The sequence below is a fragment of the Arcanobacterium sp. S3PF19 genome (genome assembly GCF_000758825.1).
GTDB lineage: Bacteria > Actinomycetota > Actinomycetes > Actinomycetales > Actinomycetaceae > Arcanobacterium_A.
The window spans coordinates 79119-95822 of sequence record NZ_JRMX01000011.1 but is presented as its reverse complement, the minus strand read 5'-3'; the positions used below and the strand labels follow the sequence as shown (position 1 = coordinate 95822).

At 48.3% G+C, this 16704-nt stretch carries 13 protein-coding genes; 9 read left to right on the top strand and 4 right to left on the bottom strand.

All coding sequences use genetic code 11. The features are described from left to right. Positions 1-33: 33 nt before the first annotated feature. The 3 genes from HMPREF1631_RS02425 to HMPREF1631_RS02415 are packed head-to-tail and all read left to right on the top strand — an operon-like array spanning position 34 to position 2487. Entirely contained in the window at positions 34-1149 is a 1116-nt protein-coding gene (locus HMPREF1631_RS02425; protein WP_052046973.1) for a LacI family DNA-binding transcriptional regulator, read from the top strand. Next, complete coding sequence (locus tag HMPREF1631_RS02420; RefSeq protein ID WP_034231955.1) at positions 1142-1780, top strand: hypothetical protein; 639 nt, start codon at positions 1142-1144, stop codon at positions 1778-1780. Before HMPREF1631_RS02425 ends, HMPREF1631_RS02420 begins: the two co-directional genes overlap by 8 nt. After that, positions 1780-2487, top strand: a complete 708-nt coding sequence (locus HMPREF1631_RS02415; protein WP_034231952.1) for an MgtC/SapB family protein — start codon at positions 1780-1782, stop codon at positions 2485-2487. Before HMPREF1631_RS02420 ends, HMPREF1631_RS02415 begins: the two co-directional genes overlap by 1 nt. 108 nt (positions 2488-2595) lie before the next feature. Here the strand turns inward: HMPREF1631_RS02415 and HMPREF1631_RS06760 are convergent, their stop codons facing one another. From HMPREF1631_RS06760 to HMPREF1631_RS02395, 4 genes are all read right to left on the bottom strand, one after another. After that, positions 2596-4914 (bottom strand): leucine-rich repeat domain-containing protein, encoded by a 2319-nt coding sequence (locus tag HMPREF1631_RS06760; RefSeq protein WP_052046972.1) that lies wholly within the window; start codon positions 4912-4914, stop codon positions 2596-2598. Positions 4915-5091: 177 nt separating this feature from the next. Beyond that, positions 5092-5721 (bottom strand): ABC transporter ATP-binding protein, encoded by a 630-nt coding sequence (locus tag HMPREF1631_RS02405; protein ID WP_034231948.1) that lies wholly within the window; start codon positions 5719-5721, stop codon positions 5092-5094. Between the two features lie 23 nt (positions 5722-5744). Next, complete coding sequence (locus HMPREF1631_RS02400) at positions 5745-6965, bottom strand: ABC transporter permease (protein ID WP_052046971.1); 1221 nt, start codon at positions 6963-6965, stop codon at positions 5745-5747. After that, positions 6962-8329, bottom strand: a complete 1368-nt coding sequence (locus HMPREF1631_RS02395) for an ABC transporter permease (RefSeq protein WP_034232083.1) — start codon at positions 8327-8329, stop codon at positions 6962-6964. Before HMPREF1631_RS02395 ends, HMPREF1631_RS02400 begins: the two co-directional genes overlap by 4 nt. 354 nt (positions 8330-8683) lie before the next feature. Here HMPREF1631_RS02395 and HMPREF1631_RS02390 point away from each other — a divergent pair, with 354 nt between their 5' ends. The 6 genes from HMPREF1631_RS02390 to HMPREF1631_RS02365 all read left to right on the top strand — a co-directional run bounded on the left by HMPREF1631_RS02390 (position 8684) and on the right by HMPREF1631_RS02365 (position 16609). Next, a complete protein-coding gene (locus HMPREF1631_RS02390; RefSeq protein WP_034231946.1) occupies positions 8684-9487 on the top strand; it encodes a class I SAM-dependent methyltransferase in 804 nt (267 codons plus the stop codon). A gap of 49 nt (positions 9488-9536) precedes the next feature. Next, a complete protein-coding gene (locus HMPREF1631_RS02385; protein WP_034231943.1) occupies positions 9537-9896 on the top strand; it encodes a cupin domain-containing protein in 360 nt (119 codons plus the stop codon). 341 nt (positions 9897-10237) lie between these two features. Continuing rightward, positions 10238-10456, top strand: a complete 219-nt coding sequence (locus HMPREF1631_RS02380) for a helix-turn-helix transcriptional regulator (protein WP_034231940.1) — start codon at positions 10238-10240, stop codon at positions 10454-10456. Beyond that, positions 10449-12269, top strand: a complete 1821-nt coding sequence (locus HMPREF1631_RS02375; RefSeq protein ID WP_034231938.1) for an N-6 DNA methylase — start codon at positions 10449-10451, stop codon at positions 12267-12269. Before HMPREF1631_RS02380 ends, HMPREF1631_RS02375 begins: the two co-directional genes overlap by 8 nt. Continuing rightward, positions 12266-13453 carry a restriction endonuclease subunit S gene (locus HMPREF1631_RS02370; RefSeq protein WP_052046970.1) on the top strand — a complete coding sequence of 396 codons (1188 nt, stop codon included), beginning with the start codon at positions 12266-12268 and terminating at the stop codon, positions 13451-13453. Before HMPREF1631_RS02375 ends, HMPREF1631_RS02370 begins: the two co-directional genes overlap by 4 nt. A 12-nt stretch (positions 13454-13465) precedes the next feature. Then, on the top strand, positions 13466-16609 hold the full coding sequence (locus tag HMPREF1631_RS02365; protein ID WP_034231935.1) for a type I restriction endonuclease subunit R: 3144 nt from the start codon (positions 13466-13468) through the stop codon (positions 16607-16609). Positions 16610-16704 lie beyond the last annotated feature (95 nt).

Here is a 16704-nt window from a genome sequence, read left to right as displayed (position 1 = left end):
ATAGGGGGAAAACGGAAAATCGGGAGAGAAAGCATGGGCATTAAAAGGCCTACGAGAGAAGATGTGGCACGCGAGGCGGGCACGTCCGTGGCCGTCGTAACCTATACGGTAAACAACGGCCCGCGGCCCGTCGCCGCGGAAACACGGAAAAGAGTTCTGGCGGCAATTGAAAAGCTGGGATATAACCCCAACCGCGCCGCGCGGGTGCTCGCCTCGGGGAAAAGCGGCATATACGGGTTGGTGCTGCCCAATATCACCAATCCTTTTATTGCCGAGATTGCCCATGCTTTCCATGCCCGGGCTTTTATGCGCGGCGAAACGATTATGCTCGGCGACTCTGCCGATAATCCGCATGAGGAGCGCCTGCTCCTGCGTTCCCTGATCTCACATCAGGTGGACGGCGTAATATACATGGGAACGGTGGAAAATCTGGCCCTGGATATTTTCACCGACACCAATACCCCCGTGGTTGTGTTTACCTATGCGGATTCGGATTCCAGATGTCCCTCGGTAAGAATCGACGAAACCCGCGCGGTATATGCGCTTACTTCCCATCTGAAACGCCACGGATATGAGGATATTGCCCTGCTTACCGGCCCTCCGGGAATGAAAAATTCCTTTGTGCGGGCGCGGGGGTGGTGCAGGGCAACGGGAAAGCCGCAGTCTTCGGCCGGCATCTCCTGGGGTGCATATTCGCGGATCTGCGGATATGAATGGGTGCTGGAAAAGTCGCGGAAAGGGCGTATGCCGCGTGCGCTCGTCACCGGCAATGAGCGGCAGGCTCTGGGCGTGCTTGCCGCCTGCGCCGATTTGGGGATTCGCGTGCCGGAAGATCTTGCCGTGGCGGCACTGAACGGATCTTCCGACTCCGGGTTCACAACACCGTCGCTGACTTCCGTCCGCCAGCCCTGGGAGGAAATGACGCGGCGTACCTTCGAAATTTTGGATAAAGCGCGCCCGGCGGCGCAGACGGAAGGTACCGTCTGCGGATTTGATCTGGTTGTGGGACGTTCCTGCGGCTGTGCGCATGCGGGAACGGACGATCGGCGTGTGATTGCCGCCTGGGCAACGCCCCTGGCGGAAAGTTTGGATTCAGCGGCAGGTGTCGGGCGCGACCTGCCGAAAAACGAAAGAAAGAGAAATGGATAATTTTTTTTCCAAGGCACAGGAAAATTGGACAAACCCTTCCGGGCAGCTGCATCTTTATCTTCTGCCCGACGACGGTTTTTCCGTGCTGAGCGAACCTTATCTGCAAATTGCGCGGGAATCGGAAATCTGTGCGCAGCAGCCGAAAAATTCGCTGCACGCCACCGTGCAGAGACTTCCTTTTTTTGCCGACGATGAGCAGATACGCAGTAAAATTCCGCTCTTCGGGCAGGAGCTGCGCAGATACTTTACCGGCTGGCAGGCGCCCGATCTGCTTTTCGGGCTGCCCGAAGTGACCGACGATTCTCTTCTGTGCTACAGTGAGCCGACTGACAAATGGAGGGAGTACACCCGGGGCGTGCGTTCCTGCGCGGTTTCCGTGTTTGGCGGGCACGCGGGCCATTTTCCTCCCGTCCCGCGCGCACATTTAACGCTTGCCTACGGTGTGGCGCAGGCTCCCTCGGATGCGCTGAAAGAACGGGTTGCGGCACAGAACAAAGAGGAGCGGAAACACAGGGGAAGTTTCGCTCCGTTTTATGCAATGAAAATTGACCACGTGGCGCTGGTTACCGTATATCAGCGCCCGGAAGAGGGAATATATCTGTTCGACACGATTGCGGAGTTTTATCTTTAATGAATTTGCTGAATACGTCTTCGGATTTTAATCAGGTTTTCCTGCTGTTGATGGCGCTGGCGCTTTCCGCGCTTATCGGTTTGGAGCGTCAGGCGCGGGGAAAAAGCGCAGGGCTGCGCACGCAGGCCATTGTGGGCATGACTGCCGCGCTGATGATGCTCATTTCAAAACACGGATTTATGGATGTGCTTGCGGAAGGCACGGTGCGTCTGGACCCTTCACGGGTGGCGGCGCAGGTGGTTTCGGGCATCGGATTTCTGGGCGCGGGCATTATTCTTACCCGTCACGGAGCAATCCGCGGACTGACCACCGCGGCAACGGTTTGGGAAACATCGGCTATCGGCATGGCCTGCGGTGCGGGAATGTGGTGGCTCGCCGTGGCGGGAACGTGCTGCCATTTTGCCATTATCTGGGTATTTTCCCCGATTGCCAGATTTTCGCGCCGTCTGCGCGCGGGGCATGAAACAATTCTGCGTGTGTCTTACCTTCAGGGCGAAGGCGTGCTGCGTGCTGTGCTGGCGGAGATAACCGGCGGCGGGTGGAACGTAACCAAAATAAGTTCCCAGGCAGGCGAGGCAGACGGTGTTGTTACTGCGCATATCGGAATCAGTTCCGGGATTCGGCGGGAGACGACGGGTCTGGTGGCCGCGGTATCCGATATTCACAGCGTGTACAGCGTTCAGGAGCTGGAAGAGGGGATGGATTAAAAACGGCGGTTTCACGGAAAATATCCGTAAAACCGATATGCGGGTGGGGCCGGGCCCCACCCACATATTTTTATTCGGCGGGAAAATTATTCCCGCTGTTTTTGGTTTTTATTTTTCTTTGCCGCGGCGCGTCAAAACCGTTCCCGCGCCGAGCGTGAACAGTGCCAGGAGAGGCAGAAGCGATGCGGCCGCACCCGTACGCGCCAGCTTCTCGGGGGAGAGAACCGTAAATGTTTTTGTAAACGTTCCCGATTTTTCGCAGGCGGCGGTGACTGTGTGTCTGCCCGGGGCGAAATTGGCGGGAATCTTCCATGTTACGGTCAGTGTGCCGGCGGCGTTTGCCTTCATCTGCGGCAGGGTAACCGTCTTTGAATGTATTGTAACCGTTACTTTCTCCTGCGGCTGAAGACCGGTGAGAGTAAATACGAGGTTCCTTCCCGCTTCGATTCGGCCGTTTTTCCCGGATTCGAGTCTCATCTTCACTCCGGAAGCTGCCGGCGGGTTGGATGCCGGGCCCCCGTCTGTCACAGCAGGATGCGGAGCCGGAGGTGTGGGAGGAACCGGAGGAGTGGGAGGAACCGGCGTTGTTTCGGGGGCTGTAACCAGATTAAACGTGCCCTCCGATACCTGCCCGTCGCCGGGCACTGCGCGGTCGGAAACGACTTTCTCGGCCTTCAGATCTTTGAGGAATGCTCCCGGAATCAGGGCGCGCAGCTTAGCGTCCGACCATTTCACATCGGATTTGACATCTATGGTCACGGCCGCGGGAAGAAGCGGGGTCTTGTCGGTAGCGTTTGCGAAGGTCAGCCGCACGTATCCCGGCTGCGGCTTTGGCTGCGGCGAATTGACGGTAAAACGTTCGTCTTTGCTGATCTTTGTTTTCACGGTGCCGTTAAACAGCATGCTCTTTCCCCAGCGGAGATTAAATTCCGTGCCGTCGTTCAGCGCAGCGTAATTTTTGAAGCACAGATATTCGCCGCTGTTTTCCGCCCTGTCGTTTTTCTTTATCTCCATCGGTGCGGCATTTTCGTCCATAACCGGATTTTTGATGCAATTCGCGTAGCCGACGGTTTGCGTGTGCTGGTTGCCGATGTCCCAGGCTGCGGTTTTGGTTATTTTCGAGACAACGGAGGCATCCGCGATACGGTTTGCGCCGAGCTTGATTTCGCGCAGCGAAGTTAATTTTGCCAGTATTGCGGCGTCTTCGATCTCATTGTACTGAAGATTTATTTCGGTGAGGTTTTTCAGCGGAGAGAGGAAGGATATATCTTTAATCCCGCAGCGTACGGCGCTCAGCTCGGTCAGATTTACGAGTTTGGACAGCGGGGAAAAATCTTTCACGCCCTCAGCTTTCGTAAGCTTTATCGAGGTAAGGGAAGTGAGGGAGGAGACGGGGGCAAGATCCGTGAAGGAATTGTTGCTCAGATCCAATTCGTCCAGACTGCGCAGCCCCTTGAGCGCCGTGAGATCGGAAATTCTGTTTTCGTTTAAGAACAGCTCGGTCAGCTTTGTCATTCCGCCCAATGCCGCAATATCGCCGACTTTATTGCCGCCCATGGCAAGAGTTTTCAGCGCGGTCAGGTTCTTCAGCGGCGTGATGTCGCTGATTCGGTTTCCGTCCAGAAAGAGTGTTTCCAGCGCGGTCAGGTTCTTCAGCGGCTCGGCAGAGGTGATTTTATTTCCCGAAAGCTTCAGGTTCTTCAGCGCGGTTAATCCGGAAAGTGCGCCGATGTCGCTGATCTGCCTGGTCCGCCCCAGATCCAGATCCCGAAGTTTGGTCAGTTTTGCCAATGCGGAGATGTCGGAAATTTTCCTGTTGCCAAACAGCGACAGTTTCTCCAGGTGGGTTAGGTTCTTCAGCGGAGAAATGTTTTCGATGCTGTTGCTTTTAAGATTGAGTTCTTTGAGGTTGGTCAGAGAGGCAAGGGGCGTAATGTCTTTCAGTTCCTCGCTTTTCTGCCTGCTGAAAATATCCTGCAGATCCAGTTTCTCCAGATGCGTCAGTTTGCTCAGCGGAGTAAGGTCGACGGTCTCGTTTCCCCGCAGATTCAGATATTTAATGTTTACCGCATACTGCAGACCCTCCAGATTTTTAATTCCGCCCGAACGCGACTGCGTGAAATTCAGCCCGTAATTCAGGCCCGGGATTTTTTCCATCCGTTCTTTGGTGATTTTACCGTCGCTCATATCGATGCCCTGGTGCTTCAGCTGGTCGATAAGTGCTTTGCGCAAAATCGGGTCGGGCACGTTTATTTCCTCCTGTGCGGAAGAAGGCGTGCCTGTCTGCGAGGGCGCGGGGGAGGGGGAAGCACCTGTTTCCGAAGTATCTGCCAGAGCGAAGGCAGATACGGAGAACATCGTGGCGAAAGCGGTTAAAAATGCCCCGCCCGCGGTTAAGCGTGCACAGCGTAATTTTTTAATTCTCATGCGGATCTCCGTTGTTACTGTTTGAGCGTGGATTATTTCCACAAACTTAGGGTACCCTATTTTTGCTTTGTGCCGCCGGGGTGTCTGCAGGGGAAACGGAAATTTCCGCAGACACGGCCTGTCCGGGAGCCGTGCCTGCGGGAAATGGGGGCGGGGGCGACGGGTGTTAAGCCGGCGTCACTGTTTCGTCAGGCGCCGCCCTTTCAGGCGCAAAGTTATATCCGCCGCTTCGGCCAGCTGTTTTGAGTGCGTGACGGCGATGACGCATTTTCCGCCGCGCGCTGCCGTGCGCAGAATTTCGGTCACTTCCTCCGCCGTTTTTTCGTCCAGATTTCCCGTAGGTTCGTCGGCAAGGATAATCGGGGCGCGGGAGGCCAGTGCCCGCCCGATTGCCACGCGCTGCTGCTGCCCTCCGGAAAGCCGGAGCACATTTCGGCGCGCCTGCTGCGCGTCTATTCCCAATTCTTCCAGATCCCGCACTTTTGCTTTCCGGTTCACGAGACGCAGATTTTCCAGCGGGCTGAGGTAGTCAATCAGGTTGTAATTCTGAAAGACGAGCGAAATATGTTCGCGCCTGTGCTTGGCGTATCCTTTTGCCCGGATGTCTTCTCCGCGGAACTTTACCGTGCCCTGCGTCGGCGTGTCGAGTCCTGCCAGGAGCGTGAGCAGAGTTGATTTTCCCGCTCCGGACGTGCCGACGATGGCATAAAATTTTCCGGATTCAAACCCGGTGCAGATATCGGAAAGCACTTTGGTGTGTGTTTTTCGGTAAGTGTAGCTGATGTGGTCAAGCTCTAATATAGACATATTTTTCCTAACTGTGAATGGATTTAAGTGAGGGAGGAAAGGATTGCTTTGGGCGGTTTGCGCAAAATCGGCATCAGCGCACATGCCAGCGCACCGAAAATGAGGAGGAAACTTCCGCACAGCGCGGCAGCCGTATCGCAGATCCCGCCTGCCGGGATATGCAGTGCGCGCAGCACGGGATCCGCCGATCCTGCCGTGAGCGCCTCGGCGAGAAATCCGCTGAGGAAAGTGCCGCATACAAGGCCGACGGCACCGGCCGCAACGCCCAGAAAAACGGTTTCCAGTGCCAGCTGCAGCAAAATATCCGTTTTTGATTTACCCAGCGAAAGCAGAATGCCGATTTCGTGAATCCGGCCGCGGGCCCAAAACACGAACACAAGTCCGAGCACGCCCACGCTGATCGCGCAAAATCCGACGATTAAAACCGAGAGCATTTTTTCCACGCCGGAAATCGCATTCATAACGCCGGAAAACTGCGCGGAGTTGTCCGCAAGTTCCAAATTGGGCGCGGCGGCGCGGGCCCGGTTTATCGTTTCGGCAAGACGCGAACCGGATTCGGTGAAATAGCGGGCCGCGCTCAGATCTTTTTTCCCCGTCAGTTCCCGGTGCGCCGAAAGGTTCATAAAAATTCTGTTTTCGGAAGCACCTGCGGGAAGTCCGCTCGGATTTTCGGCCGTTCCGCCGAAAATTCCTTTTATCGCAACATTAACCGATCTGCCTTCGTATTCCACGGTGAGCGTGCTGCCCGGTTTCAGTCCGTTCAGGTCTGCGAATTTGCGGTGGACCAATGCGCCCCGGACTTTTCCCCGCAGATGCTTCCCCTCTTCCAGACGGTACAGCCGGCCCAGGAAAGAAGGATCCAAAGCGGAATCCGTGGTGCCTGCCGCAGTCACGCTGCCTGCGAATTCCCCGTCCGTCTGCACTGCCCCGGATGTTTTTACGGGTTTTGCCCCGCGCAGGGACGCAAGCGTTTCGGCTTCGTAGGCGTGCTGTCTGATTCCGGGCAGCCGGGCGAGACGTTCGGCGTCGGCGGGAGCCAACGGTCCGTCTTTGGCGGCAGCGGTGAATCCGGCGCCCACATTTGCGTCGATTGCCCCGCGCAGCTGCGACATCGCGGTTCTGATTCCCGCCTGAGACACCAGAGCGGTGGTGATAATTGCCATGATTGCCAGGAGTATTGAGCTTTTTACCGGGCGGCGGATCGTGGCATACCACGCCAGTTTTGCCGATGATATACCGTTCATCCGATATTCACCAACAGTTCCCGGGGAGGTTTGCGCAGCATGGGGAGGGAGGAAAGCGCAATGCACAGCGCGATTATTCCGAGGGCGAGAAGGCCTGCGCTTATCAGGTCCGCACTGCCCGGATGAACGTGGAGACTGCGCAGCGTCTGCACGGCCATTGACGATTCAATATCCGCTCCCGCCTGCTGTCTGCCGCCAAATCCCTGCCGTATCGAGGCATTTGCGGAGCCGAGAACGGAATTGCCCACTTTTTGTGCAAGAGCGTTTGCGCAAAACCGCGACAGGATGAATGCGGGTATTGCGATCATCACCAACTCGGTGAAATACTGCGTTAAAATTCCGATCTTTTTCACGCCGACCGAGAGCAGCACACCGGTTTCTTTTCTGCGCTCGCTGAGCCAGAGGAAGAGGACCAGAGACAGAATTGCCGCCGCCAGGACGGATACGGCGATCTTCGTTGCCTTCATTGTGCTCTGTATCGATTCGGCCGCGCCGGTTATTCCCGCCAGGTATTGGGTGCTGCGGGCCAGCATGTATCCGTTCCGGTCGATGTCCAGTGCCCACGCCTTTTTGGCGACGTCTTCAAGCGTGTCGGCTTTCTTTACGAAGAAGTTGGCGTCCTGATAGATTTCGTCCTGCGGAGTCATTGCATACAGTTCGCGGGTTGTGTGCAGATCGGTGTAGATGATATTGGCAAACAGTTCGCTGCGCTGCGCTGCGGGCCGGGGATTCTTCCCCGAAATCAGCCCCACAATTTCGGCTTGCGTCTGCGCGGTTGATTTCTTTTGGTTGTCGGCATCGTAGGGGTTGGCCTTCAGCGTTATTTTGCTTCCCGGTTTCAGCCCGTTTGCTTTCGCCAGGTCTTCGTGAATGAGGGCTTTGTGTCTGTCGGTTGGCTTCAGATGGCGCCCGGCGGCCAGTTTTAGGGCTCCGCTGCGGAAATTGTTGTCCAGCGCGCTTTCGTTTACTCCCCAGACGTTGGCGGCATTGCCAAACTGTGCTTCCTTTTTCGCGTCGTATTCCTGCTGCGCAAGACGCTGTACTTTCGCGTTTACGAGATCGGCGGTGACGTTTTGCCGCGCCACGTAATTTTTTATTTCTTTGAGGCGGGCGATTTTTTTGATGTCGGCTCCCCTGACCGTGCCCGCGCCGCGTGCGGTTCCGGGATTTGTTTGGGGGTTGTTTTGCAAAACGAATCCCGCTCCCGTGCGCTGCACAACTTCCTCTCCCACTTTGCCTGCCGAGCGTGTCACGGCTCCCGTCGTGATCAGAGCCGTGAGCATTGCGGTGAGGATGGCAAAAATAATTAATGTTTTGATGCGTTTACGAAAAATGTAACGCCATGCTCTGCCGAGAAACGTCAATGAAATGTCCTTTCTGACCGATGTGGGCTGTTGGGAACAATATACAGGCGGCAAAAAAGCGCGGCAAACATATTTATGCACGGCAGTTTCCCTCTCCGGCGTAAAAATACAGAGAGGAACACGGCTCCCGATTTCGCAAATCGTCTGATGAATCGGCATATTTTGGCGGCATTGTGTTTTTCGGCGGCCGGGGGAGAGGCGGATATCTGCCGGGTTTTCACTTCTCGGTCAGCTTAAATTTATAGCTTTGAGAGTAAAAATAATCGGTGTGTTTTCGGAATTTCTGTTTCCCGGCGCCCGAAAAGTAAAATATAAGTATTCCAAATTTAGTGTCCCCTATGTTAAAGTATGGCTATGGATTCTGATTTTTCTTTGCCGCAGGCAGAGCGCAGCGCGCGTCAGGCCGCGGGTCACTGGATTTTGGCACGTGCGGGAAAACGGGTGCTCCGCCCGGGCGGACTGCGCCTGACTGTGCGGATGCTGCATGCGGCACACATACAGGGCAAAAGCGTGGTGGAATTCGCTCCCGGTCTGGGACGCACGGCGAAACTGATCGTATCTTCCGGTGTCGGCACGTATACCGCGGTGGAACAGGATCCGGCCGCGGCGAAGCGCGTGGAAAGCATCGTGGCTGCGTGCCGCGGAAAAGTGATACGGGCAAAAGCGCAGGAATCCGGTCTGCCCGATGCGTGTGCAGATGTCGTTGTCGGGGAGGCCATGCTGACTATGCAGGGCGAAAAAACGAAGGAACAGATTGTTTCCGAAGCCTATCGGCTTTTGAAACCCGGCGGATGCTATGCGCTGCATGAGCTGGCGCTGACGCCGGAGGAAATAGATCCGGAATTTGCCGCAGACCTGCGCCGGCAGCTGGCGGAAACGATTCGGGTAAACGCCCGTCCGCTCACTGCCCGGGAATGGGGTGCCTTATTGGAAAACGCGGGATTTATCGTGGATTGGCATGCCGCTGCGCCGATGGCGCTTCTCTCGGTAAAACGCAATATCGCGGACGAGGGAATTTTGGGCGTGCTGAAAATAATGCGCAATCTACTGCGCGACAGGGAACTGCGTGCCCGCGTTTTGCAGATGCGGGCACTGTTTCGCCGCTACCGCCGCTCCCTGGAGGGAATCGCGATTGTGGCCCGCAAACCGCAGGAGTAAACCGGCGGCGGTTTTAACGGCACGAATATCGGATTTATAAGGAGAAACAATGGAAAACGAACGCGCAGCGGAACCGAAACTGACGTTTATCGACTCCCTGGGCGGGGAAATAGAATACATGGCGCACTCCACGGTGTCGAAGACGCTGCTCAGGGCGGAAGGCGTGAATGTGGTGCTCTTTTCTTTTGCCGCGGGCGAAGAGCTGTCGGAGCATACGGCGGCGATGCCCGTTTTGGTGCAGGTGCTGGAAGGCGCGTTGGAAGTGAGCGCAAACGGTGAAACGGTTACTCTGCGCCCCGGAGGACTGGTACATTTCGAAACCCGTCTGGCGCATGCCGTAAAAGCCACGGTTCCCACAAAAATGGTGCTGTATATGCTTCCTCCGGCCGGAAGGTGCAAAAAGCACTGACTTTCTTTAGTGCTTTTGGCAGTTTCTCCGGATCCATATTTGATCCTCCTTTTCCGGAAGGCTTATCCCTTCTAAATCACAGGCAAAAGAAAAAGCCGACTTTTTAACCTGTCTTAAAAGTTTTTGGCCTTCTGCGTGGTAGCCATGGCGGAGGGTGTAATCTGACGGTTTTAGAAAAATTTTTGACAATAAAAATCTCCTAAGCATTCATTGGCATTTGCCTTGAATGAATGGCAAAGGAGACTTTTAATCTGCCATATTCCGGTGCTATTGGTTCTTTATATCGTTGATATACTCACAGAATCGTGACAATATTTAATTATTAAAATAAGGAGGGAATTATGGCTGTTAGTTATAAAAAACTCTTACACCGCATGATTGAAGAAGATATTTCCAATCGGGACTTAATGAGAATGAGCAATATTTCCGCCAACATTATTACGAAACTACGCACCGGGCAATATATATCACTGGAAAAAGTTGAAAGTATCTGTAGAGCACTACACTGCACGCCCAACGATATTTTGGAATTTACAGCGGAGGAAAAATCAAATGATTAATTTAAGAAAACTTGAATCAGAATTATGGGAATCTGCTGATGTATTACGTGCAGGTTCCAAGCTAACATCAAATCAATATTGTATGCCTGTGCTTGGACTTATTTTCCTACGCTACGCCTATAGCAGATACAAGATGGTTGAAGCAGAAATCTTAAAAGGACGCCCATCTCGTGGTGGTCGAGTTATGCCTGTTGAAGCAAGTGACTTTGCAGCTAAGAGTGCGTTATATCTTCCTAAAGAAGCACAGTATGATTATTTGTTAAATCTTCCCGAAGATATTTCTTCTGCTGGACTTGTTAACAAAGACGGTCACAGCATGAATAGTTTAGGAGAAGTGGTTAACAATACGATGCAGCTCATCGAAGATCAGAGCGAACAGTTAGTTGGCGTGCTTCCTAAAAGCTATACCGACTTCTCGGACGAGATTTTATCAGAGCTTCTTCGTATATTTAATAATTCTGCACTTGATGAAGTCGGCGGAGACATTATCGGAAGAATCTATGAATACTTTTTAAATAAATTTGCAAAGAATATCGCATCAGATGATGGTGTTTTCTTTACGCCTAAGTCTCTTGTAAAGATGATTGTTAATATTATCGAGCCTAAAAGTGGAGTCTTATTAGATCCTGCTTGTGGTTCTGGTGGTATGTTCATTCAGTCTGGGGATTTTGTAAATGCTGCAGGCATGAATGCTAACAGCACCATGACTTTTTATGGCCAGGAGAAGGTTGAATATAACGCTCAGCTTTGTCTTATGAATATGGCAGTTCATGGACTTACAGGTGTTATTAAATCCGGTGACGAAGCAAATAGCTTTTATCACGATGCGCACAACCTTGATAGTTGTTGCGATTATGTAATGGCAAATCCACCTTTTAATGTAGATAAGGTAAAAGCAGAATCATGTGAAAGTGCAAAGCGCTTGCCTTTTGGTATGCCAAGCATTAATAAAAACAAAGAAGTTGGAAACGCTAATTATCTTTGGATTTCGTACTTCTATAGTTACCTTAACGAAACAGGCCGTGCAGGTTTTGTTATGGCTTCATCTGCTACCGATAGTCAAGGCAAAGATAAAATTATCCGAGAAAAACTTGTTAAAACAGGTCATGTAGACGCCATGATTAGTGTGGGTAATAACTTTTTCTATACCAAATCATTGCCTTGTTCTCTTTGGTTCTTTGATAAGAGAAAAGCTGATTCTATCAAGGACAAGGTTCTTTTCATCGATGCCAGAAATTATTATACAGTCGTTGACCGCACGCTTAACGAATGGTCTGAATGGCAACTTAAAAATATGAATGCCATTGTATGGCTTTATCGTGGAGAGATTGATAAATACTCTGCCCTTCTTAATGAATATCGTTCTGCCCTAGGTAGTGATAAAGCTTTTGTAGAGCAGGTACATGAATTATCAGAGAAGGCAAAAGCGCTCCGCTTAGAAGCAAAGAAAGCAGTCGAAGCGGCTGAAAATCGTGAAAAGAAAAAGACCCAGGAAGCTTATGATATAAAGCTCGCAGAACTTACCGATATGCTCACAATAGCGAAGGAAGCAAACTGGCTATATGAAAAATTCGGTGAAGGCGTCTATGCCGATGTTCCTGGTCTTTGTAAAATAGCATCCCTTTCTGAGATCGAAGAAAAGGACTGGTCGCTGACTCCCGGAGCCTATGTCGGCGTGGCACCCGTTAAAGATGATGGCGTAGACTTTGAAGAACGTATGACCGAAATCCACAAAGAACTTCTTACTCTACAAGCAGAATCAAACGACTTGATGGACACCATCTCACAGAATTTGAAGGAGATGGGGTTATGAAGATGAAAATTGGCGATATTTCTACTTATATAAGGAGAGGAATCACTCCCAAATATGTAGTCGAGAATGGCTACGCTGTCGTTAATCAAAAATGTATAAGGGATGGAAAAGTTAATTATGAGTATATTAAGTATACAGATATTCACAAAAAATATAATGAAGAAAAAAAAGTTAAGCAAGGAGATATATTAATTAACTCTACAGGAACAGGAACATTGGGTAGAGTTGCTTACGTGGATAAAGATGCTTCTTATACGTATGTGGATTCTCACGTAACAATATTAAGATGTGAAAATTATAATTCAAAGTTTCTTTATTATTGGCTATCTTCTTTAGAAAAATATATAGAATCTTTAGGAAAGGGATCCACAAATCAAATAGAGCTTAATAAAGATGCAATCGAGGAGATTGAAATACCAAAATTAGATTTGGAACAACAAAATATTGTAGTTGAAAATTTATCAACTTATGATGATTTGATTGAAAACAACCAAAAGCAAATCAAACTTCTCGAAGAAGCAGCTCAGAGACTTTACAAGGAATGGTTTGTTGATTTGCATTTTCCAGGATATGAAGATGTGAAGATTGTCGATGGTGTGCCTGAGGGATGGACATATAAACGAGTTGATGAATTTGGTGAGGTTATAACGGGAAAAACACCGTCTACATCAAAAACTGAATATTATTGTGGTAGTATTCCATTTGTTACAATTCCAGATATGCATGGGAAAGTTTTTCCTTTAGTAACAGAAAAGACTTTAACTAAAGCAGGAGCAGATGCTCAGAGGAATAAATACTTACCTGTAAATTCAGTTATAGTGTCATGCATTGCAACAGTAGGTTTAGTAAATATAGCAGTTGAACCTTGCCAAACCAATCAACAGATTAATTCTGTGGTTTTATATAATGATAATGATCTTTATTTCTTTTATGAATCAATGAAAAGAATTAAAACATTGCTTGATGGTGTGGGTAGTAATGGTGCAACAATGACAAATGTAAACAAAACTAAATTTAGCAACATTCATGTTCTGTATCCTACAGAAGATTTGGTTAAGAGATACAATGGATTTTGCAAACCTATTTTTAATAATATATTAGCACTATCAAAAGGAATACTTGTATCTACTCAGGCCCGTGACCGCTTATTACCTAAATTAATGAGTGGAGAAATCGAAGTGTGAAGAAGGTGCCAAATGAGTTATGATTATTCGGAGAATATCCTTGTGCAGGAAAGTGCAGGTAACTTACTGCGTGATGAACTAGGCTGGGATGTTCGATTTGCCCATAATACAGAAGTCCTAGGTAAAAATGGCACTTTCGGTCGAGAAAGCTATAAAGATATTCTGCTTGTTCGTTATTTTAAAGAGGCACTTAAAAAGTTTAATCCCTGGATCAATGAAAATCAGATTATTGAGGCGCAGCAGGTTTTAGAAAAGAGATTGTCTACTTCTTCACTGCTCCAGGTAAACGAAGAAAAATATTTTTTAATTCGTGATGGTATTCCGGTTACTGTTAAAAAGCCAAATGGGCAGACTGAAACAAAAAAGGCTGCAGTGATTGATTTTAAAAATCCTGATAACAACTATTTTCTTGCAATAAAAGAACTTAAGATTCATGGAGATTTATATCGCAGAAGAACTGACATTGTAGGCTTTGTAAATGGTATTCCACTTCTCTTTGTAGAACTTAAGAAGAATACTGTGGATGTTCAAAATGCCTATGACGATAACTACACCGATTATCAGGACACCATTCCACACTTGTTCTACTACAATGCATTCATTATGTTTTCAAATGGAACAGAGGCTAAGGTTGGTACACTTGGCAGTAAGTTTGAATTCTTCCATGAATGGAAGCGTCTTGCCGAACAAGACCAAGGAAGTGTTGCTCTTGAAACGATGCTTCGTGGTATCTGTAAGAAAGAAAACTTCCTTGATTTATTTGAGAATTTTATCCTATATGACCATTCTAATGGTCACACTGCAAAGATACTTGCTCGTAACCATCAATATCTTGGTGTGAACGAAGCTATGAAAGCTTATGCCGAAAGAAAGCTTAATAATGGTAAGCTTGGCGTGTTCTGGCATACACAGGGTTCAGGTAAGAGCTATTCAATGGTACTCTTTGCAAAAAAGATACGAAGAAAAATGGAAGGAACACCAACCTTCGTTATTCTTACAGACCGTGATGAACTTAATACGCAGATTAGTGATACCTTTGAGAATTGTGGACTTCTTGGTAAAGATATAAAGGCGTCTCAATTTATAGCTACAAGTGGAGATGACCTTGTTAAAAAACTACATGGAAATCCAAGCTTTATCTTCACTTTGATACAGAAGTTTAATAAACCGAATGAAAAGCCTATCTATCCTGATCACGATATCATTATTATGTCGGATGAAGCACATCGCAGCCAGTATGGTATCTTTGCTGATAATATGATGAAATTGCTTCCTACTGCTGCACGTATTGGATTTACAGGTACGCCATTACTTTCAAGTGATAATATAACTGCTCGTACTTTTGGTGGTTATGTATCAGTCTATGACTTTAAAAGAGCCGTTGAAGATGGTGCTACTGTACCACTTTACTATGAGAATCGTGGAGAAAAGATTGTTGATTTACACAATCCTGAAATCACAAATCAAATTCTTGATGCTATTGAAAATGCTGACCTTGATGTTGACCAACAGGATAAGCTAGAAACTGAGTTTGCAAAAGAGATACACTTGCTCATAGCCGAACCCAGATTGAAATCTATTGCGCGTGACTTTGTGCATCACTACTCTGATTTGTGGACAAGCGGAAAAGCCATGTTCGTTTGCTTAAACAAAGTTACCTGTGTTCGTATGTATAATTATGTTCAACAATATTGGAAAGCAGAAATCAAAACCTTAAAAGCAAGTTTGAAAGATGCTAGTCAACAAGAGATTTTTGAACTTGAAAGAAAAATCAAATGGATGGAAGAAACTGAGATGGCTGTTGTAATCAGTCAGGAACAGAACGAAATCCAAACATTCAAAAAGTGGAATTTAGACATAAAGACTCACCGTACTAAGATGGAAAAACGTGAGTTAGATAAAGAATTTAAGGATGCCAAAAATCCGCTGCGCGTCGTATTTGTATGTGCAATGTGGCTTACCGGCTTTGATGTTAAGTGCCTTTCATGCCTATATCTCGATAAGCCATTAAAGGCTCATACACTTATGCAGACCATAGCACGTGCCAATCGTGTAAGCGAAGGTAAAAGCAATGGCTTAATTATAGATTATATTGGAATCGTAAAAGCTTTAAGAAAAGCTCTTGCAGATTATACTGCTAATGCAGGCGGAAATAGTGGTTCAGATCCTACAGTAGATAAGGACGAACTTATTGCCCGTATTATCGAAATTATTGATAAAGCAGATGAATTCTTAAGTAAGCACGATTTTAATTTGGAAACGCTCATCAATGCTTATGACTTTAAGAAATTATCGTATCTTCAGGAGGCAGCGAATGCAGTATGCGGTTCGATTGAAGATAAGAGAACATATACTACATATGCATCTGAATTGAATCGTCTAATCAAATATACCGACAGAGATGATATCAATGGTCATACGCGTAAGCAGTATGAAGCTATTGCCGCTATCTATGCTGAGTTACAGAAAAAACGTAAACACATCAATACCACTGACCTTATGATTGAAATCAATGGAATTATAAGTTCGTATGTTGAGATTCAGCATGCACCTACTACAACGTGTGAAGAACCACGCAGATTTGATATCAGTGCAATTAACTTTGACCTCCTTCGCAGAGAATTTGAAAAGGTTAAGAAAAGAAATCTACTTCTAAGGGATTTAGAGGAAGCAATACGGCAAAAACTTGACAATATGCTTTTTGCTAATCCTGATCGTATTAACTACTACGAACGCTATCAGCAAATTATCGATGATTATAATAGTGAGCAGGACAGAGCCACTATTGAGAAGACTTTCATGGATTTGATGGATTTGGCTAATCAAATGAGTCATGAAGAACAACGCTATGTCCGTGAAGGATTTACAAGTGATGAAGAGCTTTCTCTTTATGATATGTTGTTCCGTGACAATCTGAGCAAAGCGGACATCAAGAAGTTAAAGGAAGTTGCAGTAACACTTCTGCAGAAAATAAAAAATAAAATTTCTGAATTTGACCATTGGGCAGATAAGCAAGAAACAAAAGCAGCTATTGATAATCTTATCCGCGATACTCTTTGGGAAGAATTGCCGGGATGTTACGATGAGGTTAGTATCTCTATGTGCCGTCAGCAAATTTATGAATATGCTTACACTCGATATAGAGAAGTTGCTTAACTGAAATATTATAACCAACCTCACACACCATTTCGGTACTTGAGTATAAGAAAACGGCCACACAGAGTATCTCTATTCTTGCATGGTCGGTTTTC